At 39.1% G+C, this 23,725-nt stretch carries 22 protein-coding genes; 18 read left to right on the forward strand and 4 right to left on the reverse strand.

Going from position 1 to position 23,725, the window contains the following annotated elements:
- Positions 1-399: 399 nt before the first annotated feature.
- Complete coding sequence (locus ACIPK1_RS11435) at positions 400-867, reverse strand: Rrf2 family transcriptional regulator (protein WP_008380035.1); 468 nt, start codon at positions 865-867, stop codon at positions 400-402.
- A 115-nt stretch (positions 868-982) separates the two neighbouring features.
- On the opposite strand from ACIPK1_RS11435, the gene ACIPK1_RS11440 reads away from it, so the two are divergent.
- From ACIPK1_RS11440 to ACIPK1_RS11475, 8 genes are all read left to right on the forward strand, one after another.
- A complete protein-coding gene (locus tag ACIPK1_RS11440) occupies positions 983-1,828 on the forward strand; it encodes an SDR family oxidoreductase (protein WP_400450926.1) in 846 nt (281 codons plus the stop codon).
- A 60-nt stretch (positions 1,829-1,888) separates the two neighbouring features.
- Positions 1,889-2,698: a protein-ADP-ribose hydrolase gene (locus ACIPK1_RS11445; RefSeq protein ID WP_400450928.1), complete on the forward strand. Its 810-nt coding sequence runs from the start codon at positions 1,889-1,891 to the stop codon at positions 2,696-2,698.
- On the forward strand, positions 2,652-3,497 hold the full coding sequence (locus ACIPK1_RS11450) for an SIR2 family NAD-dependent protein deacylase (RefSeq protein WP_400450929.1): 846 nt from the start codon (positions 2,652-2,654) through the stop codon (positions 3,495-3,497). The genes ACIPK1_RS11445 and ACIPK1_RS11450 overlap by 47 nt, the downstream gene beginning before the upstream one ends.
- Before the next feature lie 10 nt (positions 3,498-3,507).
- Entirely contained in the window at positions 3,508-3,957 is a 450-nt protein-coding gene (locus tag ACIPK1_RS11455) for a pyridoxamine 5'-phosphate oxidase family protein (RefSeq protein WP_086316153.1), read from the forward strand.
- 24 nt (positions 3,958-3,981) lie between these two features.
- A complete protein-coding gene (locus tag ACIPK1_RS11460; protein ID WP_400450931.1) occupies positions 3,982-4,551 on the forward strand; it encodes an NUDIX domain-containing protein in 570 nt (189 codons plus the stop codon).
- A gap of 529 nt (positions 4,552-5,080) precedes the next feature.
- Positions 5,081-6,031 carry a zinc-binding dehydrogenase gene (locus ACIPK1_RS11465; protein WP_400450933.1) on the forward strand — a complete coding sequence of 317 codons (951 nt, stop codon included), beginning with the start codon at positions 5,081-5,083 and terminating at the stop codon, positions 6,029-6,031.
- Between the two features lie 273 nt (positions 6,032-6,304).
- A complete protein-coding gene (locus ACIPK1_RS11470) occupies positions 6,305-6,556 on the forward strand; it encodes a hypothetical protein (RefSeq protein WP_005235871.1) in 252 nt (83 codons plus the stop codon).
- Positions 6,557-7,054: 498 nt separating this feature from the next.
- Complete coding sequence (locus ACIPK1_RS11475; protein ID WP_400451021.1) at positions 7,055-9,097, forward strand: glycosyl hydrolase 115 family protein; 2,043 nt, start codon at positions 7,055-7,057, stop codon at positions 9,095-9,097.
- Between the two features lie 85 nt (positions 9,098-9,182).
- Here the strand turns inward: ACIPK1_RS11475 and ACIPK1_RS11480 are convergent, their stop codons facing one another.
- Positions 9,183-9,695: a GNAT family N-acetyltransferase gene (locus tag ACIPK1_RS11480; protein ID WP_400450936.1), complete on the reverse strand. Its 513-nt coding sequence runs from the start codon at positions 9,693-9,695 to the stop codon at positions 9,183-9,185.
- Between the two features lie 289 nt (positions 9,696-9,984).
- Positions 9,985-10,974, reverse strand: coding sequence for an AraC family transcriptional regulator (locus ACIPK1_RS11485; protein WP_400450938.1), 990 nt, complete (start codon positions 10,972-10,974; stop codon positions 9,985-9,987).
- Between the two features lie 178 nt (positions 10,975-11,152).
- On the opposite strand from ACIPK1_RS11485, the gene ACIPK1_RS11490 reads away from it, so the two are divergent.
- The 8 genes from ACIPK1_RS11490 (at position 11,153) to ACIPK1_RS11525 (ending at position 19,959) form a co-directional block, all read left to right on the forward strand.
- The gene (locus ACIPK1_RS11490; RefSeq protein WP_400450940.1) at positions 11,153-12,430 is read left to right on the forward strand and encodes a PTS sugar transporter subunit IIC; all 1,278 of its coding nucleotides are present in this window, start codon (positions 11,153-11,155) and stop codon (positions 12,428-12,430) included.
- A gap of 72 nt (positions 12,431-12,502) precedes the next feature.
- Positions 12,503-13,969, forward strand: a complete 1,467-nt coding sequence (locus ACIPK1_RS11495; RefSeq protein ID WP_400450942.1) for a glycoside hydrolase family 43 protein — start codon at positions 12,503-12,505, stop codon at positions 13,967-13,969.
- Entirely contained in the window at positions 13,962-16,205 is a 2,244-nt protein-coding gene (gene bglX / locus ACIPK1_RS11500) for a beta-glucosidase BglX (protein WP_400451022.1), read from the forward strand. The genes ACIPK1_RS11495 and bglX overlap by 8 nt, the downstream gene beginning before the upstream one ends.
- A gap of 235 nt (positions 16,206-16,440) precedes the next feature.
- Positions 16,441-17,145 (forward strand): flavodoxin, encoded by a 705-nt coding sequence (locus ACIPK1_RS11505; RefSeq protein ID WP_313769654.1) that lies wholly within the window; start codon positions 16,441-16,443, stop codon positions 17,143-17,145.
- Between the two features lie 468 nt (positions 17,146-17,613).
- The gene (locus ACIPK1_RS11510) at positions 17,614-18,495 is read left to right on the forward strand and encodes a LysR family transcriptional regulator (RefSeq protein WP_400450944.1); all 882 of its coding nucleotides are present in this window, start codon (positions 17,614-17,616) and stop codon (positions 18,493-18,495) included.
- A 164-nt stretch (positions 18,496-18,659) separates the two neighbouring features.
- Positions 18,660-19,226, forward strand: coding sequence for a flavodoxin (locus ACIPK1_RS11515; protein ID WP_016611811.1), 567 nt, complete (start codon positions 18,660-18,662; stop codon positions 19,224-19,226).
- Positions 19,195-19,539 carry a carboxymuconolactone decarboxylase family protein gene (locus ACIPK1_RS11520; RefSeq protein WP_016611809.1) on the forward strand — a complete coding sequence of 115 codons (345 nt, stop codon included), beginning with the start codon at positions 19,195-19,197 and terminating at the stop codon, positions 19,537-19,539. The genes ACIPK1_RS11515 and ACIPK1_RS11520 overlap by 32 nt, the downstream gene beginning before the upstream one ends.
- Positions 19,540-19,959 (forward strand): cupin domain-containing protein, encoded by a 420-nt coding sequence (locus ACIPK1_RS11525; protein ID WP_008379994.1) that lies wholly within the window; start codon positions 19,540-19,542, stop codon positions 19,957-19,959.
- A gap of 209 nt (positions 19,960-20,168) precedes the next feature.
- Here ACIPK1_RS11525 and ACIPK1_RS11530 read toward each other — a convergent pair whose 3' ends face one another.
- Entirely contained in the window at positions 20,169-21,023 is an 855-nt protein-coding gene (locus ACIPK1_RS11530) for a LysR family transcriptional regulator (RefSeq protein WP_034872658.1), read from the reverse strand.
- A 117-nt stretch (positions 21,024-21,140) separates the two neighbouring features.
- On the opposite strand from ACIPK1_RS11530, the gene ACIPK1_RS11535 reads away from it, so the two are divergent.
- Complete coding sequence (locus ACIPK1_RS11535) at positions 21,141-22,055, forward strand: ACP S-malonyltransferase (protein ID WP_400450946.1); 915 nt, start codon at positions 21,141-21,143, stop codon at positions 22,053-22,055.
- A 5-nt stretch (positions 22,056-22,060) separates the two neighbouring features.
- The gene (gene mdcA, locus ACIPK1_RS11540; RefSeq protein WP_008379988.1) at positions 22,061-23,707 is read left to right on the forward strand and encodes a malonate decarboxylase subunit alpha; all 1,647 of its coding nucleotides are present in this window, start codon (positions 22,061-22,063) and stop codon (positions 23,705-23,707) included.
- The last annotated feature ends 18 nt before the right edge of the window (positions 23,708-23,725 follow it).

A 23,725-nucleotide genomic window follows, 5' to 3' on the forward strand; every position in this document is an offset into this window, starting at 1 on the left:
GGAGATCTTAACTTATCAGTAATGATGGGAATAGAATAGATTCATTTGATTAGACATACATTATGGGATTAAAACTTGACCTAGAAATAGCAAGTGGAGAAATCGGTTTTAATCGTTCTGTATTTTCGGGCATAATAATCAAAGAATAAGGCCAACGATTGAGAAACAAATAAAAATAATCACTATCAGGAATGAATTGAATGGCAGACAAAAATTGATCTGCTCAGCCTATGAGATACATCCGGTTATCTAAAAGAAATAGTCAGAGCTGCAGAAAAAGCAAGTGAATGACAACGCTATTTCTTATGAGTGGTGTCGAAAGATGTGAAGACGTAAATCAATTTCATTTGTAACGAAAAAGCCCACTGAGATGTCAGTATCTCAATGGGTTTTTTGGTTTTATAAAAATGGCTCAAGAAAAGATTTGTTTTCCGGTCGTTTGCTTTCCTCTAAACTTGCAATACTTGTTAATAGAGAGAACAGATTGATTTTCGCCATTTTTTCTTCGACAGTTACTTGCAATTCATTATACGCACCATCCAGTACTTCTTGTATATTTGCACCAACAATGCAGTCTGGATTCGTTTTAGGATCGACTTGAATGAGATTTGTGTTTCCATGAATACTTTTATATATATCAAGTAGACTAATATCTTTGGGGTCCTTTGCTAAATAGGGCTTTGGTTTCCCAGTAGTTGTTCGAATCAGTCCAGATTTTTTTAAGTTTGCCATTATTTTTCTGACATTTGCAGCATTAGTTTCTACACTTTGAGCAATCATCTCACTTGAGAGCATATTAGTATCTTTATAGATGACGATATAACACATAATATGAATTGCATCACTGAGTTGAATAGAATATTTCAAGTGAATTCAGTCCTTTTTAGATTTTCTTCTTGACTTATCTTAACATACTATTTATTATATAGGTGTATCTTATAATTGTACAGCAGAATGTACGAACTAAAAAGGAGTGTTTTATATGACATATTTAGTAACAGGAGCTACTGGTGGTTTTGGAGGATATGCACTTGAATTCTTGAAAGATTTAGTTTCTAAAGATCAGATCTATGCTTTGGTACGATCTGAAGAAAAAGCAGCTACACTAAAAGAGAAAGGCTACAATGTAAGAGTAGGGGATTATTCTGACATCAATTCGTTGAGTAACGCTTTTGACGGCATTGACCGCTTGCTTTTTGTGTCTGGCGCACCAGGCAATCGTCAAGAAGAACATGCTAATGTGGTTAAGGCAGCCAAAGACGCTGGTGTTCAGTATATTGCTTATACAAGTTTTGCTGATGCAGATCACTCAACAAGTGCATTAGCTGCTGATCACATCTTTACTGAAAAACAAATCAAAGAAGCGGGAATTGCGCATACATTTTTACGTAATAACTGGTATTTAGAAAATGAAATGCCGATTATTGGAGGTGCTTTAGCTAGTGGGAAATTCGTTTACGCAGCTAAAGAAGGCAAAAACGGCTGGGCTTTGAAGCGCGAATATGCTGAGGTTGCTGCAAAAGCACTAGCAGGAACAGAATACCCTGAAATCCTTGAATTATCGGGCAGCCCTATTACTTATGCTGAATTAGCAGCAGCTTTAAAAGAAGCAACAAGGAAGGAAATCGAAGTAGTTTCATCTGATGATCAAACCTTTGTAGATAGTTTGACAGCAGGCGGTTTACCACAACCTGTTGCAGAAATGTTCTTGTCTTTCCAACATGATATTAAAAATAATCAATTAGATGTGACATCTAGTGACTTTGAACAAGCTTTGGGTAAGCCTTTGACGAGTCGCGTAGAAGCAATCAAAGAGTTGTTAAATTAGTCTTGCTATTTCCCGATTATCGAAAATAATCGGGAAATTTTTATAAAGAAGGTGTTGACGATGAACCATAGCGAAAAGAGGAAATGGCTGATTAACTATTTATTAGAGGAAAACAGTCACTTAAGTAAAATAGTAGATGCTAGCTCGGATGATCCGAAAGAACAAAATGATTTATTGCGATGCTTATTAAATATAAGAGAAGCGCGACCTATTCATAAGGACTTTATTGACATTCAAAATCAATTTCTTTTAGAAGAAAGAGCTGAAAATCAGATTTTTTCACTAAACGATGCGCAACAGTATACAAAAAAACTTTATCTCTGGCAAGGAGATATCACGAGGTTGGAAGTGGACGCCATCGTAAACGCTGCAAACGCACAGCTACTAGGATGTTTTGTTCCATTACACAGGTGCATCGACAATGCGATCCACTCTGCAGCAGGTATTCAATTAAGACTAGCATGCAAAGAAATCATGGACGCACAAGGGCATTTGGAAGAAACCGGCTATGCAAAAATCACCGACGGCTATAACTTGCCTGCAAAAAAAGTGATACATACTGTTGGGCCAATCATAAAAGATACCGTAACTAAAGAACACGTATCCTTATTGGCTGACTGTTATCGTCGCGTCTTGTTGCTTTGCGAAGAGTATCAATTGAAGAGCGTCGCTTTTTGTTGTATCTCAACAGGAGAATTTCGTTTTCCCAATGAGTTAGCTGCAGAGATCGCTATCAAAACAACGCAAGAATATGTAACGCGTGTTCATTCACCTATAAAAATTATTTTCAATGTGTTTAAAGACATTGATAAGGAGTTGTACCATGAAAAACTACAACAATTATCAGAAAGCTTATCAAAAGATAACTGAAGCAGAGGCAATCGTTATCGGTGCTGGATCAGGCCTTTCTGCTGCTGCCGGGTTAACCTATTCTGGTGAACGGTTCAAAAAATATTTCAGAGACTATATTGATCATTATTATTTAACCGATATGTATTCTGCCGGATTTTATCCCTTCGATTCATTAGAGACGTATTGGGGTTATTGGAGTAAACATGTTTTTCATAATCGATATCAGCCTGAGGCTTTGCCGCTATATAAAGAGCTTCTATCTTTGGTAGAAGAAAAAAATTACTTTGTCATTACTACTAATGTAGATCATCAGTTCCAAAAGACGGGCTTTGATAAGAGACGATTATTTTATACACAAGGTGATTATGGGTTATTTCAATGTTCACGTGCTTGCCATAACAAGACGTACGAGAATGAATCATTGATTATGCAAATGGTCCATCAGCAGAGTCAGTTCAAAATTCCCAAGCACCTCATACCATATTGCCCCAAATGTGGACAACCGATGCGGGTCAATTTACGGATAGATCAATTTTTTGTACAAGATGATGGTTGGGAAAGCGCAGCTAACCGATACAAAGAATTTCTAGAAAATTATTTAGGTACTAAAATCGTTTTTTGGGAGATCGGCATTGGTAACAACACGCCTTCCATTATAAAGTATCCATTCCAAGAAATGACGAGGGCAACGAATCAGTCGACCTATATCGTCTGTAACCAACAAGCACAACGCATACCAGATGAACTCATGGATAAAACGATTATTCTGCAAGGAAATATAGTTGAAACGATCAGAGAAATCGATCATTTTAGATAGGAGCGCATTCATGGACCATTCAAAAATGAAGACAGAAGATTATTTGAATTATTTAAAAAATGAGATTCATTCTACCGTGTTCGCCACAGTAGACGAAAACGGAAATCCGGTCACCAGAGTAATCGATATTATGTTGGTGAAAGAAACGAAGCTGTATTTTTTGACTGCAATATCCAAGCCGTTTTATAAACAGCTCAAAATGAACCCGGTCGTTTCCATCACAGGTATAGAAGGAGAAACATCAATGGAATCGTTTTCTATCACCTTACAAGGAAGAGTAAATGAAATAGGCTCTACCTATTTAGATGAAATTTTCGAGAAAAATCCTTACATGTCAAAAATATACCCCTCTGTAGAAGACCGAAATGTTTTACGAGTCTTTGAAATTTATAAAGGCATTATGTCAATCTTTGATTTAAGCAAAAAGCCTATCTATCAAAACGTTAAATCTTTCGGATAACTCAAAGCAAAAGGAGACAATCACATGGCAAATAAAGTATCAGAAGAGGAAATGAACGAAGAAGAGTGGTTAAACTGGTATAAGAAGCAGGAATTACCACAATATCCAAAGCCAGCATTTACTGTTGACAATTTGATATTCAATGTCACGTCGGATGCAGTATACATTTTACTTGTCAAAAGAAAAAATCATCCTTTCAAAGGACGGTTCGCTTTGCCAGGTGGCTTCGTTAACGAAGGAGAAAATATCATTAAGGCCGCCATCAGAGAGTTAAAGGAAGAGACGGGCGTGGAAGTGCAGGAAGTTTCTTTATTAGGTGTATATGGAGATAAAAATCGGGATCCCCGTGGATGGACCGTTTCTGCTGTCTATATAACTGTTCTACAGCAGATGAAGATTCTTTATGCAGGAGATGATGCTTCTGAGGCTTTTTGGTATAGGGTTGATAAGGATAAAGTACTCTATCAATATGTTACGTCAAAAGAACGATCCTCTACGGAGAACTGGGAATCTCTTTTTGCTTTTGATCATGCGCAAATCATCCATGATGGATTTAAGTGGTTGAACGACGAATTAAGGCAAAGAGGCCTTTAACAAGTAGAAGCGATGTGGCTTAATTTTTTTCGAGTGGGGATAATTATTTATATGATAAAATTGATTGATCGCCGGGCGACTTATGCCATCTCTTTCCTGATATCCTCTAAAAACCATGGATAGTCAGTTTGGTTCCGATGTAATGAACTACTTCTGAGGATTTGTCAGACTTAAAAGATGATGGCTTCAAATCCTCACTTCTTTCTCTTAGTAATAGTCAGCTTTGTTATAATCCTGTTTTACACAAAAGTAGTTGATTTATCTAGGAATAAGGTGGGTTAGACATAACTGGAATTGATAAGGAGGATCTGAACGAATAATCTACTTTGACGAATCTCATCTAGAAGAATAGAATGAAAGTATCTTCGTGAGAAGGTGCTTTTTTTATAGTAAAAAATGACCAAAAGAACTTAAATTATTTATTTTTATATGATTTCAATCTAATGATAGTTGGCTAAGTGATAGAGCTTTGGTTTCATAAAGAAAATCACACGATTTTGATTGGCAAAAGATAGGAGATGTTTTGTGCATGAAGGCATTGTACTTTAAAGAATTTGGCGATTCAGATGTGTTAACTTATGGTGAATTGCCTGATCCCGTCATTCAAGAAAATGAGCTAATGATAGAAATGATGTATATTGGGTTGAATTATGCAGATATTTATCGAAGAAAGGGCAGCTATCATATTGAATCCCGAGACCCTTTTATCAATGGCTATGAAGGAGTAGGGAAGATTATTCAAAAAGGAAGATCAGTCTCCAAATTTCAGCTAGGGGAAACGATTCTTTTTGTGGATGTTCCTTTTGCCAACGCAGAATTGGTGGCTGTTCCTGAGGAAAATGCCATCCGTATTCCATCTGGTATACCACCTAAATTAGCAGCCAGTATTGGTCTGCAAGGGTTGACAGCTGATTTTTTAGCTCATGATCTTGGCAATAATGTGAATAATAGTAAGGTCTTCGTCCATGGGATAAGTGGTGGTGTCGGACAAATTTTATCGCAACTATTAACCGCAGATGGTCTAGAAGTTTATGGCGTCACTTCTACGGAAGAAAAGCGACAACTGGCTTTAGACCAAGGAGCAAAACATGTCTTTTTAAGAAATACAGAATGGCAAGAAACCTATATTTCTTTCTTTGATACCGTTTATGATGGCATTGGGCATACATTAGCCGAAAGTGTCGACTTGCTCAGAAATAGAGGGAAGGTTATCTTTTTTGGCATGGCCGGCGGAAATCCGCCAGCGATCGACTTTATTCCCTTGTTATCAAAATCAAAAAGTATTTTGACAGGAGATCTGTGGGATTACTTGACAAGTTATCAAGAGCGGGAGAGAAGAAGCACCCGACTGTTTGATTATTTTAGCAAGAATCAAATTAAAATCAGTCAACCAACCATTTTTTCCTTAGTTGACGGAAAAGCTGCCCATGATTATTTAGAATCTGGAAAAAGTGTCGGGAAAATTTTGCTGCAACCATAAGAAAGTAAAAAAGCTAAATGACTTTATCATAAAAGATACACCGAATGTTTGCTAATTCACTAAATTATCTTTTTATATAATCGATACTTTTCTTATGATAAATCATTAAGGATAAAAATAAGTATAAAATGAGTAGAATATTGCAAGAATCTAATGTTTTCTGTTTCTTCAGTGAGAATCAGATAAAACTTTGTGATAAACAGTACATTTAATTTGAAAATATTTAATTACAGCAGTAAGATAAATATATCAAATACTTAAGGAGTGATATCTATGACAAACTATGAAGAAAAGGAAGCAAAAGCATTGGTAAAGATTGCAGAGGTTCTTGATAAGTTAGATAAGAATTTAGCTGAATTAGACACACTAGACGCTGACGCAAAAAAACATAGTATGAAGAAATGGATCGTTGAGAAAAAAGCGATTCACGAAATCAAAAAGATCGCACACGAAGCCGGTAAGTATGAAAAGTACGATGAAAAAGCACTACAAAAAGAAATTGATGAAGTTGAGAAGTATATGTAATTGAAGAAAAATAAGAAATTGTCTTCATTATTCAGCAATTGAAATCTGAATTGATAAAAGCCAGATTTTAATTGAAGATTTAGAATTGACGATGATCTCACTAAGCCCATGCTCTTATGAGTGTGGGCTTGTTTGCTGTACATATGATTAAACACGACAAGCTGAATAGGCATGGAAGATCATGTTCTACAACGACAAGATAAAACCTTAGTTAAACGAAGACGGGGAAAAATCAAAAAAAACAAAGAAAGTCTGTTTTTTCGTTTTTTTCATCGACTTTCTCCATTTTTTTAGACAAGCTTTTCGCTTATTCTAAATTTATGAGCGGTATCAAAGTAAAAAGTTAACAAAACGTTTAGACCATTTGAAAATACCTTTGCAGAAAATAGTGACGAGAGATTTATGGCTGATAAGCAATTCGATTGCCTTTTACAACATAGTAGAAAGTTCTTTATTGAAGATAAAATAATAAACTATATAGATGAAACGGGTGATTACATGGAAACAACATTTTTCATTTCTAAAAATACTTCTGTTACGTCAAAACAGTTGGAAAATGAAGTGATTGGACATGCTTGCGAGATCTTGCAACGTGACATTTTAACCGTTGTGACAGACACGAGGAAGGCAAATAAAATTGAATTGGTTTTACTTGATGAAAAAAATGAAACGGATGCTTTTCATATACTTTTCGTATCGCCAGATAAAGTAAAAGTGTGTGCTGAAACACCGTTAGGATTAATGTATGGGGTTCTTGAAATCTCTCATAAAATTTTAGGTGTTCAACCCTTTTGGTATTTCATGGAGATTCCCCCAATAAAAAAGCCATTTATTGAATGGACAGGTTTTGACTTAACATTGCCTGATTTTGCAACGGACTATCGGGGCTGGTTCGTTAATGATGAGTTGCTGCTGGATCAATGGGAAGATAATGGTTCAAATGAATATGTATGGGAACGTATTTATGAAACATTGTTACGTTTAGGCGGAAATGTCATCATCCCTGGAACAGATAAGAACAGTCATAGACATCGAGAAAGTGCGCAAGCGATGGGGTTGATCTATACACATCATCATGCCGAGCCACTAGGCGCTGAGATGTTTGCTAGAAGGTATCCCAGTTTGAAGGCTTCATACGAGGAACATTTTGTGTTGTTTCAGGAATTATGGAAAAAAGCCTTACACGAGCAAAAAGGTACCAAGGTTATTTACACACTCGGTTTTCGTGGACAAGGGGATTGTCCTTTTTGGTCAGAAGATCTTGATCGACAGTGGTCTGCAGCGGAAAAAGCAGTAGTGATCAACGAAATCGTCCATCTACTATATCATATGGTTAAAGAAGTCGATCCTCATGCAGTATGCTCGATGAACATTTATGGGGAGATGACGGAATTATTTAATCTTGACTTACTTGAGCTTCCAGATGATGTGATTGAGATTTGGGCGGATAATGGTTATGGCAAAATGGTTTCTCGTAGACAAGGGAATCACGATCCACGAGATGAGGTGTTAACAAACACACCAAAACCAAATCAATCAAGAGGAATCTATTATCACGTTGCCTTTCATGATTTACAAGCATCTAATTTCTTGACGATCTTGCCTAATAGCCCAGAATTTGTTTCTAGAGAGTTAATGGCGGTTAGAGAAGTCAAGATGGATAAGTTTGTCTTAGTTAATACAGGTAACATAAAACCGCATATTTTGTTCTTACAAGAAATAGCGAATTTCTGGCGAGCAGATTATCAGTTACGAACCAATCAAGAGATAATTTTAGAGCATGTAACACAATACTATCAAAATCAGCAAGAAGAGATCCAAGCTGTCTATGAAGCTTACTTTGAAGCGGTTATCCGCTATGGAACACATGAGGATCAAACCGCTGGGGATGAGTTTGCCTGTTATTTGATTCGAAAAATTATTCAATCCTGGCTCAAGCAAGAAACAAAAATTCCGAGGTTAGAATGGTTGATGGGTGATCGGAAAATCAAGGAGCAAGTCACAGAAATTTTCTCTATGATAGGAGAAAAGATAGTAGCCTGGGAGAATCTATTGCTGAGATGCCAGCAGATTACATTATCCCTTCAGGATAAAAATCCGGAAAATGCTCGCTTTTTTAATGATATTTACCTCTCAGTAGCCGTTCAATGCAAAACATTAAAAGCACTGCTCCGTTTGTTAGACGCTTATCAGATGATTGATCGGGAAGAAATGGTTTTTGTATTTGTAAAAGTTTTCGATGCGTTAGAAGAAAGCCATCAACTAATTCAAATACTGAAAGAAAATCCAAGTGATACATGGTATGATTTTTATGAAAACGATGGCTATACCAACCTAACATTGACAAAAGAGATGATTAAAAGTCTGTTGTCTTACATTCGCATCATTTGCGATGGTCCAGATCAAGACCAGTGGGAGAGAAAATATATTATGGACTCCACTGAATCAAGAGTTATGTTGCTTTCAAATACTAAAAAAGCGTTGACGGATGAAAAGTTAGCAAGAAAAATCAGAGTAAGTTTTAGAAAAGTTCGTAAATAATATTAATTTGAGATGAAACGCCATTCAAAAGTTAGACTTAATATCTTACTTTTGAATGGCGTTTCATCTAGTATGCAGTTTTTTATTAGAATTCATTAGGCGTGTTGGCCAATTCTAGCACCATATTATACCAAGCAACACCTGCATGTTGTGATTCTGACAGTCCTTCTAGTTGATAGCCATGCTTTTTGTAATATGGAATCAATGATTCTAAACAAGTTAAGGTGATTCCTTTTCTATTTTGAAGACGACATTGTTGTTCAAGAACTGACAGTAGTTTACTACCAATCTGGCAGTTTCTATAATCAGGAGCGACAGCTAAGCTAAGAATACTTTGGTAGCCACCAAAAGGCTGATTAGGACGAGTACTTTCAAAAAGATCGTCAGAGAGATAACGTTTAGAAATAATGGGTCCTACAACGTAGCCGATCGGATAATCCTTTTCATTTACTGCAACAATAAAACTGTCACTTATTGTAAGTATACGATCCATCATCGCAGATTTGGATGCTGCTTCATCCGCTGTAAATCCTGCATTTTCAATCTGCATGATTTGATCAATATCATCTTCTTTTGGTGGTCTGAAAAAAACGTTCATTCAATCACTCCTATAATATTTAGGAATAGTTTATCATATAATGATCCTATTAAAATCCATCTTACGCGCTTCTATTTTATTTTTGCTTGTCTAACGTTTTTTAACATAAATGCGTTGACTTTTTCGCCACATATTTGAGGAAAATCGAAAGATAAATGGAAAAGTCGTTAATAAATTATTGTTTACAACTTTCTTTCAAACTCTTTAATAAGCCTTAGAAATTTTATATGGAAAGATAATTAAAAAAAAGATTGGAGAGCCTTAGTGGTAAATCAACTTTATGATTTATTCAAAAATGAAGCTTTCTTCTTGTACCAGGAGTAATGCCATATGTTTCTTTAAATTTTTGGTAAAAGAAATTAATATTCTCAAATCCGACTTGTTGCGAAATATCAACGATATCCATGTCAGTTGAAAGTAAAAAACGATCAGCTGCCAAGATACGTTGATTGATTACAAGTTTTTTGTAAGAATAGCCGGTGTGTTTTTTTAAAAGATTGGACAGATAATTAGGATTAAGGTTGAATTGTTTCGATAATTCTGTCAAAGTCACATTTGCATAATTTTTCTCAATGTATTTCAAAATTGGAACAATCGGGCTCTTTCGATATCGATCAGAACGATCCGTATAAGAGTCTTGATAGATATTCACAAGATCCGAAATGATCAAACTCAACAACCCTTCACAAATGCCGGTATATGCTGTTGAACGATCGAACCATTCGCATAACAACTCTTTAAAAAAGAACTGTAGACGTGTCCTTGTTTCTGAAGCAAAATGAATAAATCGATCATGTTTCATTCCATGAGTGATGGCTTCAATAAAAAATGAAGTCAAAACGCTGTCCGAGGAAAAACGGTTGAAGAAATTTGCAGTTAAATAGTACTTGGGAATAATCAAATTAATGAGAATATCATTTTCGCCAAGCGGTTCAATCTTGTGAACAGTGTTTGCATCCATCAGCAAAATTTGCCCTTCATACAGAAAATGTGGCTCATTGTTAATGATCTGCTGACATTTTCCAGCATACATATAATTAAACTCGATCCAATCATGGCAGTGAATCGGATAATTTTGAAAACGAGAATGCCGTTTTATAAAAAAAGGCTGTTCTTGCGTAATCATCTGTGAATTTGTCAGTTCCATGCAAAGAACTTCTTGACCATTGACAACTACTTTTTTATAGTCGGAATAATCAGGTTTCAAATTTCCGTTTCGATACGCCTTTTCATGATTAGAAACCTTACGGATCAGCCTGTCTAGGGATAAATGGTCCATCGTTGCGCTCCTTTTTTATCGATTTTAACAATCAAGAATCAAGTAGTCAAATCTGTGTTTTTGTCAAAAAACAAGTCAGGAATTGATATTCGCTTTCGCTAAAGAGTCTGTTATATTGATAACAAGTTGAAATTGAAGGCGCTATCAAATCAACAATAAATGATTGGAAGGAAATATTATGAAAGAAAAAATCACAGGTCATTTCGATAAATTAAGTCCTTTTTTTGACAAATTAGGCAACAATGCTTATTTAAAATCGATCTCCGGGGCGATGATGGGGACACTAGGTCCTATTTTGATCGGCTCGATCGCTGTTTTACTTCTAGTATTACCTAATAGTCTTCCAGCACTTTCATTTTTAGCTGGTTTCGCAAATGTTTTTAGCAAACTAAATCAAATAACTATTGGCTCGATGGCTGTTTATGTCGTGGTATTAATGGCTTATCATTTAGTGAAAAATCTACGTCCGACAGAAGATGGTATTTCTGCTGCTATTATCGCATTGCTTAGTTTCTTTATCATTACCCCTCTAGGTACAACGACGGATGAAGTCAGCGCAATTCCAGCTACTTGGCTAAGTGCACAAGGAGTATTTTCCGCAATGATCGTTGGTTTGGTAAGTGGAAGGGTATATATTTGGCTGAAAGACAAAGGTTGGACAATCAAAATGCCAGCAGGTGTACCTCCTATGGTAACAAAAGTGTTTGAATCAATTTTACCTACGATTCTTATCAGTGTGCTCTTCATTGTACTAAATTCACTCTTTGAAGCAACCAGCTTCGGCAACATGCATCAGTTTGTTTACAGTATCATACAAGAACCGCTTCAAGGGATCGGAGGATCAATCAGTGCAGTAATTCTGATCTCACTGATTCAACAGGTTTTGTGGTTTTTCGGTATTCATGGAACAAATGTCGTTATGCCGATCGTTCAAGCCCTGTGGATGGCAATGGACGTCGAGAACTTAAACGCTGTTGCGGCAGGCCAAACACCGCCAAACATTACTGGCTATGCATTCTTTATGATCATAACTTGGAGCGGTATGGGCTTAGGATTAGCATTATTAATGCTGCGAGCGAAAAGCAAGCAGTATCGAGAAACAGGGAAAGTCGCAATTGTTCCAGCTCTTTTCGGAATCACTGAACCATTGATTTTTGGTACGCCTTTGGTATTAAACTTTAAATTAGCGGTACCATTCATTACCAATAATAGCATTGCTTTAATTTTAGCTTATGTTTTAACACATTTTGGATTTGTCGCTCGTTTTACTGGTGTTACTGCCATTTTCGGTTTACCAATTGGGTTCCATGCTGCTGTTCAAGGGAAACTGTCGATTATCATCTTACAGTTGTTCATTCAACTGATTTTGTCCCCAATACTATGGTATCCGTGGTTTCGAAAGCTGGATAAAGAAACCTATCAATTGGAACAAGCCGCATTGAAGGAGCAAGTGTAAACCCGAAAAAGAAAGCGGCTAGTGTCGCTTTCTTTTTTCTATGTGGCAATACAAAGAGAAAAGAGGAGCACAATGAAGTATACCAATCCGGTTATCAAAGGATTTCATCCTGATCCGAGTATTTGTTTCGATGGAAAATCCTACTATTTAGTCTGTTCAAGTTTCGAATATTTTCCTTGTCTGCCGATTTTTAAAAGCCAGGATCTACTCAATTGGCAATTTAAACAGTATGCGATTGATTGTCCAGATCATATCAATCTGAAAGAAATCAGCAACTCGATGGGACTTTTTGCCCCAACGATCCGCTTCTTTGAGGAAACATATTTTCTGGTATGTACAAATGTCACTCAAGGGAATTTCATCTGCCATACGAAAAACCTTGACCATGGCTGGTCTGATCCAATCTGGATCAATTGTCCTTTTGGGATCGATCCCTCGCTTTCATTTATTGATGGCCGATTTTTCTTCCAACTTGCTGCATCAATGAAAGGGAAAAACAGCATTCTACAATTTGAAATCGATCCTTACAGCGGGAAAATGCTGACAGATCCGGTAGAAATCAGCCAAGGGTGCGGTGGACGCGACGCGGAAGCACCACATCTTTTCAAGAAAGACGAATGGTACTATCTTATATTGGCGGAAGGTGGCACAAGAGAAGGACATATGGTAACGATTCAAAGAAGTAAATCAATCAATGGTCCATATGAAGGAGCAAGTATGAATCCTATCCTCTCGAATAGAGATATCAAGTCGCCGCTTCAAGCCGTAGGGCATGCAGATTTCTTTCAAGATAAAGAAGGTATTTGGTGGCTGACAGCTCTTGCGACTAGGCCCAAACGTCATTTTACCCTGCTTGGTCGTGAAACGATTCTATTACCTGTAGAGTGGATTGACGGTTGGCCAGTTGTCAACCAGACAGGGAACGCATCGGTTGAAGTTGAAACAGATCGTTTTTCAAAGAGCGTTAAGCAGCGGAATGAACCGGTACCTTTTCTCTGCAAGAAGTTGCAGAGTGTACGTTTGCCAATTGATTATACGTATGATACTGATTTGGTCATTGATAACTTACCGACCCGTTTAGGAACTTCTAAGGACGAGCCCATTGCCTTTTTGTCCTTAAGTCAAGCTGATACTGACTGCTGCTTTGAAACGACATTGATGGTCGACGAATGTCAGGAGGGAACTTTTGGCATAGCAATCTATAAGGATGACCTGCATTTTTGCCAATTCGGATTGCGAAAAACAAAACACCAAACAGAGCTTTTTTCCAGCAAAATCATCTTCGATTTACATCTGCATCGATCCAATAATTTAAAAGATAGAAAGAGACTGACCCTGAAATTATCTGGAGACAGCAATAGCTACAATCTGCTGATTATAGATGGAACGAGTACTGTAGTGTTTAAAGATCAAATCGCTGTACGTCATTTTACAAACGAATGTTCTGACTCAAAATTTACCGGTGTCCAGTTAGGAGTTTTTGCAGAAGCAGCTACAGGAAAGACTCGCTTTATCACACCAGAACTAAGATATCAATAGAAAAAACTATGCGAGGAGTAATAATATGAAAAATCAAACACTGGTACAATTAGTCAACCAACTGACCTTAGATGAAAAAATCGGCCAATTGGTGCAGTTATCTGGAGAATTCTTTCACGGAAGCGATTTGTCTTTGGGTCCTCAGCAAAAACTTGGCATCGAACAACAAACCATCGATTTTGTCGGTTCGGTACTAAATGTCACAGGGGCTCAAGTAACTCGAAAGATTCAAACAGACTACTTAAGAAAAAGCCGACACAAAATCCCTCTATTATTCATGGCAGATATCATTTATGGATACCGAACAGTCTTCCCGATTCCTCTAGGATTGGGAGCAACATGGAATCCGGCGTTAATTCAAAGCGCCTACCAAGCCGCAGCCCAAGAAGCAAGAGCGGCTGGCGCGCATGTAACTTATGCACCGATGGTCGACTTAGTACGCGATGCTCGCTGGGGCCGATGCTTGGAGTCGACAGGAGAGGATCCGCTGCTAAATGCTGATTTTGCGAAAGCGATGGTAGAAGGCATTCAGCAGGAAAAAGGGGGGGATCTGTCCGGAATCGCTGCCTGTGTTAAACATTTTGCTGCTTATGGAGCAGCAGAAGGCGGACGCGATTATAATACAGTTGATATGAGTGAACGCAAACTGCGTCAAGACTACTTAATCGGCTATAAAGCGGCTGTCGAGGCTGGATGCAAACTAGTCATGACTTCTTTTAACACGTATGATGGTATTCCCGCTACTGCTAATCAATTTCTGATCAAACAAATTCTAAGAGAAGAATGGCAGTTTGACGGAGTCGTTATTTCGGATTATGCAGCTGTTCAAGAATTGATTCCTCATGGGATTGCTACGGATGATCGAGAAGCGGCCAAATTAGCGATCGAAGCAACAAATGACATCGATATGAAAACCCGCTGTTATGCGAAAGAGCTTCGTCCGCTGCTGGAAAGCGGTGCGATTGATCAGCGGTTGATCGATGACGCTGTGTATCGTGTCTTGAAACTTAAAGAGGATTTAGGGCTGTTTGAAGATCCTTTCCGTGGCAGTTCAGAAGAAGTAGAGGCTCAAATACTTTTATCCGAAGAGAACCGGAAACTTGCACGAAAAGTTGCCTCCGAAGCGATCGTTTTATTGCAGAATAAGCAAGAGGTACTTCCTCTTACTCCAAACAAAGAGAAAATATTACTCGTTGGTCCCTATGGTGACAACCAAGCAATGATTGGTTTATGGGCAGTACACGGAAAAACAGAGGATGTCACAACATTAAAAACGGCGCTCCAAAATGCAGTAACGGAAAAATATGTTCATTACGAACCAGGTTGTCCGCTTTTAGAAGATGATTCTATACTTGGAGACTTTGGCTATACTGCCAGCGGCAATTCCTCATCAGCTGCACAGCAAGATCTTTGGCTGAAAGAAGCGTTGAAATCTGGCACTGAGGCAGACATTATTCTTTTTGCTATGGGGGAACACAGTTTGCAAAGTGGGGAAGCTGGCAGTCGAACGGACCTTCATTTACCAGCTGTTCAAAGAGCTTTTATTAAAAAAATGACCGCTCTTGGTAAAAAAAATATCTTGATCAATTTCAGTGGTCGCCCACTGGTGTTAAAAGAAGAAACAAAACAAATGGATGCAATATTACAGGCATGGTTTCCTGGTACAGAAGGAGCACAAGCAATCGTTGATATACTTTTTGGGAAGGTCAATCCTTCTGGTCGTTTAAGTATGAGCTTCCCAGAAGATGTAGGGCAGCTGCCACTTTACTACAATCACTTCAATACTGGAAGACCATTGAACAGCAAGACACATACAGGACGTTTCGTTTCGAAGTATCTGGATTGCTCAAACGAGCCGCTCTTTCCATTTGGTTATGGGTTGAGTTTTGGGGAAGCATCATACCATTCGTTAAAATTGAGTGATTCAACCATGAATGAAACGTTGGAAGCTGAAATTACGATCCGCAACAATTCTGCTTACTCCAGATTGGAGACAGTCCAGCTTTATATCAGAGATCACGTTGGATTGGTAGTTAGGCCTGTGAAAGAATTGAAGAAATATCAAAAAATCTCTTTGTCAGCTTATGAAGAAAAAACCGTTCAGTTCACAATAACAAAAGAAGATCTTTATTATTATCAAAAAGACATGAATTATGGCGTCGAACCAGGAATGTTTACTTTGTTTATTGGAAAAAATTCATCTGAGGGCGAATCAACAACTTTTGAACTTCTCTGAATTTCCTTCGCTGGCCCAGATTAAACACTGAAAAACAAGATAGAACAATAAGAGATGAGACTTGGGAGAGCTGTAGAACAACGGGAATTGTTTTACGGCTTTTCATTGTGTTGATTTTGTGAGAAGTTGGTAAAAGAAAATCTAAAAACGCTTCTAGCGTATTGCCCTAAAGTACACTTCAGGAAATATACTTAAAAAGTCAATCTGATTGATAATAAGAAAAAGGGGTAATATGATGAAAAAAATTTTGTATGGAATACTTTTTTTAGTGATCTTTCTCACCGGATGTGGTCAATCACAAAATGAAGAGACAGAAAATGGTGCGACGACTGACAATACAGCAGAAGTTGATGGTCTAGAAAGTGAACAAGTAGGGAATGGAGGGGTAGAAGCTACGATTGCCATAGCATACTTTACACGTCCAGAGAATTTAGAACAAGAACCTGAGATCGAAGCTGTTTCAAGAGCCAGTTTTAATATAGTAGACGGTGAACTCGCAGGAGATGTGCGCATTTTGGCTGAAATGATCGCAGAGGAGACAGGTGGTGAAATATTCTCCATTCAGACAGTATCAGGCTATCCAAATATTTATGATGAACATACAGCTACAGCCACTGTAGAGGTGGAAGAGGATGCGAGACCAGAATTGATGGAGAATACTGAAGAACTAGAAAATGCAGACGTTCTTTTTATTGGATTTCCTATTTGGTGGAACCGGGCACCGAGAGCTATTTTAACATTTCTTGAATCAAATGATTTTAGCAACAAACAAATCGTTCCATTTGCAACACACGGTGGTAATGGATTAACAAATAGTCAAAATGAATTGGAATTGCTATATCCAGACTACGAATTTCTCCCAGGATTTGGGGTAAGAGGGGGAAATGTGGAAGCGTCTGAAACGAACCTGCAGGATTGGCTAACGGAAATTGGATTCTAGCTATTTCTTTAGGTATTAGCAGATGGATGATACCTTTCTTGAAAAATAAAATAAAACATAATATTGTTATGGTAAACTAAATTTAATCGGAAGTCACAGCTACAATGAAGGAACATAAGGATCTTCATCGCAGCTGATTTGTAAAAAATATCTATTATTAACTTGCTACATGAGCTTGTATAGATATTTAGACTATCTCGGGTAAGAATAAGCATAACAAAAACCCACTTATCCTACGTCAAATGCCATAAAATAAATAGCTGATAAACCTGTTCGTTTGTGCGAACAGGTTTTACATGTCATTCCATAAAACGATCTTCTTAAAATTCTACAGTCTTCTCCGCTTTTTTAGCATGATTCGCTGAATTAGCGATTCTTTGTTATTATTAAAAATGAATAGACCAAGAAGTAGGATGATTCTTTTCATTGCTAAGAGTTAAAATGTTGCAAAAAAGAGGAGGCGATTTAGTGGAATTTCGTTTATTAAAATATTTCTTCACGATTGCAGAGGAAGGGACGATCTCACAAGCCGCAGAAGTGCTCCACATCACCCAACCGACATTGAGCCGTCAATTAAAAGAATTAGAAGATGAATTAGGAACGGCTCTTTTCATTCGTGATAATCGTACAATGCTCTTAACCGAAGCAGGTCGTTTTTTAAAAAGCCGTGCCGAGGAGATATTGAGTCTAACGGATCAAACCTTGCAAGAGTTTGAAGCTCGTAAGAAACAGTTGTTTAGTGGTCATTTCACAATTGGCTGTGTGGAAGCAGATAATTCCGACACGCTTTCTTTGATGTTGGAAGAATTTATCAGTGACTATCCAGATGTCCGCTTTCATATTCACAGCGGCACAGGAGATGATATCAACGAGCGTTTGGAGAAAGGCTTATTGGATTTGGCGATTTTGATCGAACCTATCGAGATCGAGAAATACGAAAAAATCGTTCTACCAAGAAAAGAGACTTGGGGCATACTGACATCGGCTGATTCTTTTCTCGCCCATAAAGAGGAGATCACACCAGAAGATATCAAAGGGGTGCCTTTGCTAGTGTCAAGGCGCCCGGAAGTTCAGCAAATGTTCAGTCAATGGTCAAAAATACCAATAGAAGAATTACCGATCGTTGGAACATATAACTTGATTTTCAATGTCTTTTCCTTAGTAGAAAACCATGTTGGTTCGGCGTTGACCATCAGCGGAGCTGTCAGAGAACGGAGGGATGAAACGATCAAATTTTTGCCTTTAGTCCCTCAAATCGAAACCAGCTGTGTCTTGGTGTGGAAAAGAAATCGTGTGATGTCGCCGGTTGTGACGGCGTTCATTGCCCGCTTTCGTGACGCTTTTGAATAATTGCATCCTAAAAGCCAAAAGAAGTGGAGTGATCCGCTTCTTTTGGCTTCCACCTCTCCCTATGCTTCGTAAGCATAGGGACTTTTTATAGAAAGCATTATTCAACGGCTCCGCTTTGCCTTACTATTAAATATACCAAGAAGAGAAACCAAGGAGGTGACAAAATGCCGGCAATACTTGTGTATTCACGAGCAGGGGAGAATCTTATTGAAGGGCAGCGAAAAAAGCTGATAGTGGGAAATACGCGGGTTCTAGCAGAGAAAATAGCAGAGAAATTACAATGCCCGCTTTATTCTCTTGAACCGACTTATCCTTACCCTGAAAGCTATCAAGCAATGGTCGAGCTAGCAAAAAAAGAAAAGGCGGCTAATGATTTCCCTTTCTATCAAGAGATATCGGCAGCGTTTTTTAAAGAACGGGTCTTGTTTATCGGTTTTCCCAATTGGTGGGGCACATACCCGATGATCCTAGCGAGTTTTTTAAAAGATCACCGATTGGAAGGGAAGATTATTTTTCCGTTTTGTACTCATGAAGGCTCAGGATTCGGCAATAGCATTGAAGACTTTAAAAAGACTTGTCCTGATGCAGTTGTTTATCCTGGATTAGCTGTTCGTGGTTCAAGAATAGAGAAAGCGGATACAGCTATTCGAAATTGGTTAAATCAGCATTTCATTAAAATAGATGAAGGAGTCGATCGATATGGTCAAGAAACAAACAGCAGGAAGAGATAACTTAGGCAACTTTGCGCCGAAATTCGCGCAACTGAATGATGATGTGTTATTTGGTGAAGTTTGGTCACGTGAGGCAGAATTGGCTCCTCATACGAGAAGTTTATTGACGATATCTGCCTTGATTTCCGGTGGCAATTTTGAACAGTTGACTGCCCATTTAACGATTGGCAAGGAAAACGGGATCACTGTAGAGGAAATTGCAGAAGTAATCACTCATCTGGCTTTCTATGTTGGCTGGCCCAAAGCTTGGTCTGCTTTTAACATCGCCAAAACGGTTTATCAAGAAGAGCTAGCTGAATTGGAGGAAAAATAAATGTCAAAAGCTGATGCAGCAAAAGAAGCAGGAATCTTTTTATTGGGCAACACAAATGATGCCTATGCGCAATATTTTAGCGGTCAGAGTTACTTGAATCCTTTAGTAGCTGATTCAGCGATTCCAGTCAACGTTGGCAATGTGACCTTTGAACCGGGTTGTCGCAACAATTGGCATCGGCATATCGATGGTGGGTATCAATTGTTGTTGGTGACTTCAGGAGAAGGCTGGTACCAAGAAGCAGGTAAGAAACCGCAAAAACTTACTGTTGGTGATGTCGTAGTCATCAAGGAAGGGGTCAAACATTGGCATGGTGCAGCAAAAAATAGTTGGTTTGCCCATGTAGCGATTACTGCTGGTGCTTCAGAATGGTTAGAAGCAGTCAGTGATGAAGAATACGATCAATTGCCTGACGCATAAGTGATGGTAAGGCAGCCGTACTTGAAGGCGTGTAACAAATCTTATGGGGTCTCACTTGACTGCAGCCAATACTGTGGCTAGTCAAAAGAGATTGAAGAGATCAATGTGAATGAATGTACGGTCGATTCGATGATTCAACCGGGGTAAATAGGAAACAAAAAGAAGTGTCCACTTGCACAATTAACGTGCGAGTGGACGCTTCTTTTTGTTTAACCAAGATAAAATTCAATCAAGGTTTTTGCAATCAATTTTGTCATGGGATGACCTTTCGTAAAGCTTGATGCCAAATAGATCGTCCTTGATAAGGGGAAATCTGCTAGTTCACGTAAAACGAAAGGTGCCTCATCTTCATAACCCCAAGTAATTTTAGGAAAGAAGGTGATTCCTAGTCCTTGATTGATAAAGGAGCGCAGCGTCGCTGGATCGTCCGTCGTTGAGCCGATAGTCAAACTGATTTTTTTGGCTTCAAAAGCTTCGTCAATGGTTCTGCGCAGCGGGCTGTTTTCAACCAGCATCAGCAAAGGCACGTGTTGGATATCGGCAACTTGCAAGTCTTTTTTTTCTGCCAAGGGGTGCTTTTGGGGGATCGCCAGTAAGATGGGTTCCGTGAATATCGGCAGATTAGTCAAGCCGTTCTTTGGCTCTGAGGTAATGTAGAAGGCTTGTTCTTTGTTGGTCTCCTTACTGCCGTGCTGCTTGATCGAAAGTTGGATCTCAGGGTGCTTTTCAACGAATGTCGCCACCAGGTTAGGCAAGGAAACGGATGCGACTTCAGAGTAGATCGTCACTGCCGGGACCATTTCTCCATTTAAGGCTTGGATCGCACTCATTCCTTCGTCGAAACGTGCTAACGTCTCAACGACATAGGGATAAAATTCTTCAGCATACATCGTCAACTCGATATGCCGACCGGCATGATAGAACAAAGGAACGCCTAGTTCACTTTCTAAGTGTTTCATGGCACGGCTCAAGGCAGGTTGCGAGATGTATAATTCTTGTGCAGATTGGGTAATATTTTTCGATTCGGCTACTTTTTTAAAGTAGCGTAAATGATCAAGGTTCATCAGATACTCCTCTTTCCATACCTTTTGGTTATGGATATTCACGAAACTGGTATTTTTTATTATAACAAACTTCCGTTATTATGACACAGGAAAGAGAAATTGCTTAGGAGGTGTTTCATGAGTACAGGTTTCGTATACCCAGGACAAGGCAGTCAGACCAGCAAGATGCTTGAAGACGTACCTGTCAGTTATTTCCATCGGCTAGAACAGGCGACAGGCTTTGATTTACACCGTCTATCGGAGAATCTCGAACAAGATACCGTCTCTATTCAGTTGGCGCTTTTAGTAAAAGCGGCTTTTTACACGGACCAGATGAAAGCCTCTGGTGTGCAACCTCAGCTTGTGGCGGGGCATTCGATTGGCGCTTTTTCCGCTGCGTTAGCTTGTGAAAGCTTAAGTTTCGAAAATGCCGCTAGCTTGGTCTATCATCGGGCGACATTGATGAAAGAAGCCTATCCGACTGATTATGCCATGGGGGTACTTGTTGGTGTAACGAGAAGTGAAGCAGAAGCGCTCGTGGCAAAAACATTTGATCCTGCTGCTCCCGTCTATTTGTCAAATGAAAATTGCCCCATGCAGCATACGATCTCTGGTCATCTCAAAGGCTTGCGCAAGACGCTGGCTCAAGCGAAAGACTATCATGCGCAAACCGCCAAACTTTTAGCAGTGCCTGTGCCGTCCCATTGTGTGTTGATGACAGAACCCGTGAAACGGTTTGCGCCATTTATGAACACGGTATCCCTTGATGTGCCTATCTGTCCGTACCTCAAAAATACAGATGGGCGGATGACCATGAATCCTGAAGAGATCCGTCGTGATTTGCTGCAAAATATTGCTTTTCCGGTGCAGTGGAACAAGATCATGGATGTTGCCTACGAAGCAGGACTTGATTTGGCTCTTGAATTTCCTCCGGGCAATACCTTAACAAAACTGATCCAAGCAAAATTTGGTGAAAACAAAGCGATCCGTGTGATCAATTTGGATCAACATGGCATGGATGATGCTTTATTCCTATATCAAAAATGGAGATGAATACAATGGAAAAACCTGCAAGAAACTGGGCAAGTAAACGTGAAAAGAAAGCCCAAACCATGAAAAAAATCGAGCATCTTCTCGATGGAAAATATGTCCCAACGGAAGCAATCATTGAAGTCTTAGAACAGTTGATCCGTCCGGGAGACAAAGTGGTCCTTGAAGGCGACAATCAAAAACAAGCAAGCTTTCTATCAAAAAGCTTAGAACAAGTCGATGCTCAAAAAGTCAACAATTTGCATATGATCATGTCGAGTATCTCCCGTCCAGAACATTTGACGATATTTGAAAAAGGCATTGCAACGAAAATCGATTTTTCTTATGCAGGCGCACAAAGTACGCGCGTTGCCCAAATGATTGAAGACAAAACCATGAAATTAGGGGACATTCATACGTATTTGGAATTATATGGTCGCTTATTTATCGACTTGATTCCGAATGTGGTCCTTGTGGCGGCGGACAAAGCCGATCGCCAAGGAAATCTTTATACAGGTTACAATACGGAAGAAACGCCAACGATCGTCGAAGCAGCAGCCTTTAAAGATGGGATTGTGATCGTCCAAGTTAATGAAGTGGTCGATCGTTTGCCGCGGGTCGACATTCCCAGCGATTGGATCGATGTCGTCGTGGTAGCAGACCAACCGTATCAATTAGAAGCCCTCTTTACGAGAGATCCGCAAAACATTACGGAATTACAAATTTTGATGGCGATGATGGCATTAAAAGGAATCTATGCAGAACATGAAGTACAATCGTTGAATCATGGGATCGGTTTTAATACCGCTGCGATCGAGTTACTTTTACCAACCTATGGAGAAACGCTTGGAATCAAAGGAAAAGTAGCGAAAAACTGGGTCTTGAATCCTCATCCAACGATGATTCCAGCTATAGAATCTGGTTGGGTCGAAAGCATCCACAGTTTTGGTGGGGAAGTTGGTATGGAAAAATACATTGCCGCTCGTCCAGATGTATTCTTTGTCGGAAAAGACGGCTCGATGCGCAGCAATCGAGCATTATCCCAAACTGCAGGTCAATATGCCATCGATATGTTTATCGGTTCGACCTTACAACTGGATTATCAAGGAAATTCTTCTACAGTGACGAAAGGCCGCTTATCTGGATTTGGTGGTGCACCAAATATGGGGCATAATCCGGGGGGCCGTCGGCATTCGACTCCAGCTTGGCAATCCTTACGGGATGAAACAGATCCTTTAGCAAAAGGACAAAAATTAGTCGTTCAAATGGTTGAAACGTATGGTTCCAATAAAAAACCTGTTTTTGTAGAAACGTTAGATGCGTTGGCTGTCCAAAAGCAAGCTGGTTTAGCCAATGCCCCAATTATGATCTATAGCGAAGATACGACGCATATCGTGACAGAAGAAGGCATCGCTTATCTTTATAAAGCAAACTCAAAAGAGGAAAAACAAGCAGCAATCGCAGCCATCGGTGGTGTAACCCCACTAGGAATGACCAGCACAAAAGCTTCTCTGGATGCCTTGCGCAAAGCGGGAATCGTGAAATTACCAGAAGACTTAGGGATCAAACGCAGTGATGCCAAACGATCATTGCTAGCAGCTCAAACCGTTGATGATTTGATCGAATGGTCCGATGGGTTGTATGAACCGCCAATGAAATTCAGAACGTGGTCTTAATAAGAGCAAGAGGAGAGA

The organism is Enterococcus sp. NPDC086594 (genome assembly GCF_044746145.1).
Lineage (GTDB): Bacteria > Bacillota > Bacilli > Lactobacillales > Enterococcaceae > Enterococcus_D > Enterococcus_D entomosocium.

Bases quoted from the DNA above. Each gene is read 5' to 3' on its own strand.
- ACIPK1_RS11525 (WP_008379994.1), top strand. From the start codon at position 19,540: ATGTCAAAAGCTGATGCAGCAAAAGAAGCAGGAATCTTTTTATTGGGC.
- mdcA (WP_008379988.1), top strand. From the start codon at position 22,061: ATGGAAAAACCTGCAAGAAACTGGGCAAGTAAACGTGAAAAGAAAGCC.
- ACIPK1_RS11465 (WP_400450933.1), top strand. From the start codon at position 5,081: ATGAAGGCATTGTACTTTAAAGAATTTGGCGATTCAGATGTGTTAACT.
- ACIPK1_RS11460 (WP_400450931.1), top strand. From the start codon at position 3,982: ATGGCAAATAAAGTATCAGAAGAGGAAATGAACGAAGAAGAGTGGTTA.
- ACIPK1_RS11505 (WP_313769654.1), top strand. From the start codon at position 16,441: ATGAAAAAAATTTTGTATGGAATACTTTTTTTAGTGATCTTTCTCACC.
- ACIPK1_RS11470 (WP_005235871.1), top strand. From the start codon at position 6,305: ATGACAAACTATGAAGAAAAGGAAGCAAAAGCATTGGTAAAGATTGCA.
- ACIPK1_RS11520 (WP_016611809.1), top strand. From the start codon at position 19,195: ATGGTCAAGAAACAAACAGCAGGAAGAGATAACTTAGGCAACTTTGCG.
- ACIPK1_RS11445 (WP_400450928.1), top strand. From the start codon at position 1,889: ATGAACCATAGCGAAAAGAGGAAATGGCTGATTAACTATTTATTAGAG.
- ACIPK1_RS11475 (WP_400451021.1), top strand. From the start codon at position 7,055: ATGGAAACAACATTTTTCATTTCTAAAAATACTTCTGTTACGTCAAAA.
- ACIPK1_RS11515 (WP_016611811.1), top strand. From the start codon at position 18,660: ATGCCGGCAATACTTGTGTATTCACGAGCAGGGGAGAATCTTATTGAA.
- ACIPK1_RS11535 (WP_400450946.1), top strand. From the start codon at position 21,141: ATGAGTACAGGTTTCGTATACCCAGGACAAGGCAGTCAGACCAGCAAG.
- ACIPK1_RS11490 (WP_400450940.1), top strand. From the start codon at position 11,153: ATGAAAGAAAAAATCACAGGTCATTTCGATAAATTAAGTCCTTTTTTT.
- ACIPK1_RS11455 (WP_086316153.1), top strand. From the start codon at position 3,508: ATGGACCATTCAAAAATGAAGACAGAAGATTATTTGAATTATTTAAAA.
- ACIPK1_RS11480 (WP_400450936.1), bottom strand. From the start codon at position 9,695: ATGAACGTTTTTTTCAGACCACCAAAAGAAGATGATATTGATCAAATC.
- ACIPK1_RS11450 (WP_400450929.1), top strand. From the start codon at position 2,652: ATGAAAAACTACAACAATTATCAGAAAGCTTATCAAAAGATAACTGAA.
- ACIPK1_RS11485 (WP_400450938.1), bottom strand. From the start codon at position 10,974: ATGGACCATTTATCCCTAGACAGGCTGATCCGTAAGGTTTCTAATCAT.
- ACIPK1_RS11530 (WP_034872658.1), bottom strand. From the start codon at position 21,023: ATGAACCTTGATCATTTACGCTACTTTAAAAAAGTAGCCGAATCGAAA.
- ACIPK1_RS11440 (WP_400450926.1), top strand. From the start codon at position 983: ATGACATATTTAGTAACAGGAGCTACTGGTGGTTTTGGAGGATATGCA.
- ACIPK1_RS11495 (WP_400450942.1), top strand. From the start codon at position 12,503: ATGAAGTATACCAATCCGGTTATCAAAGGATTTCATCCTGATCCGAGT.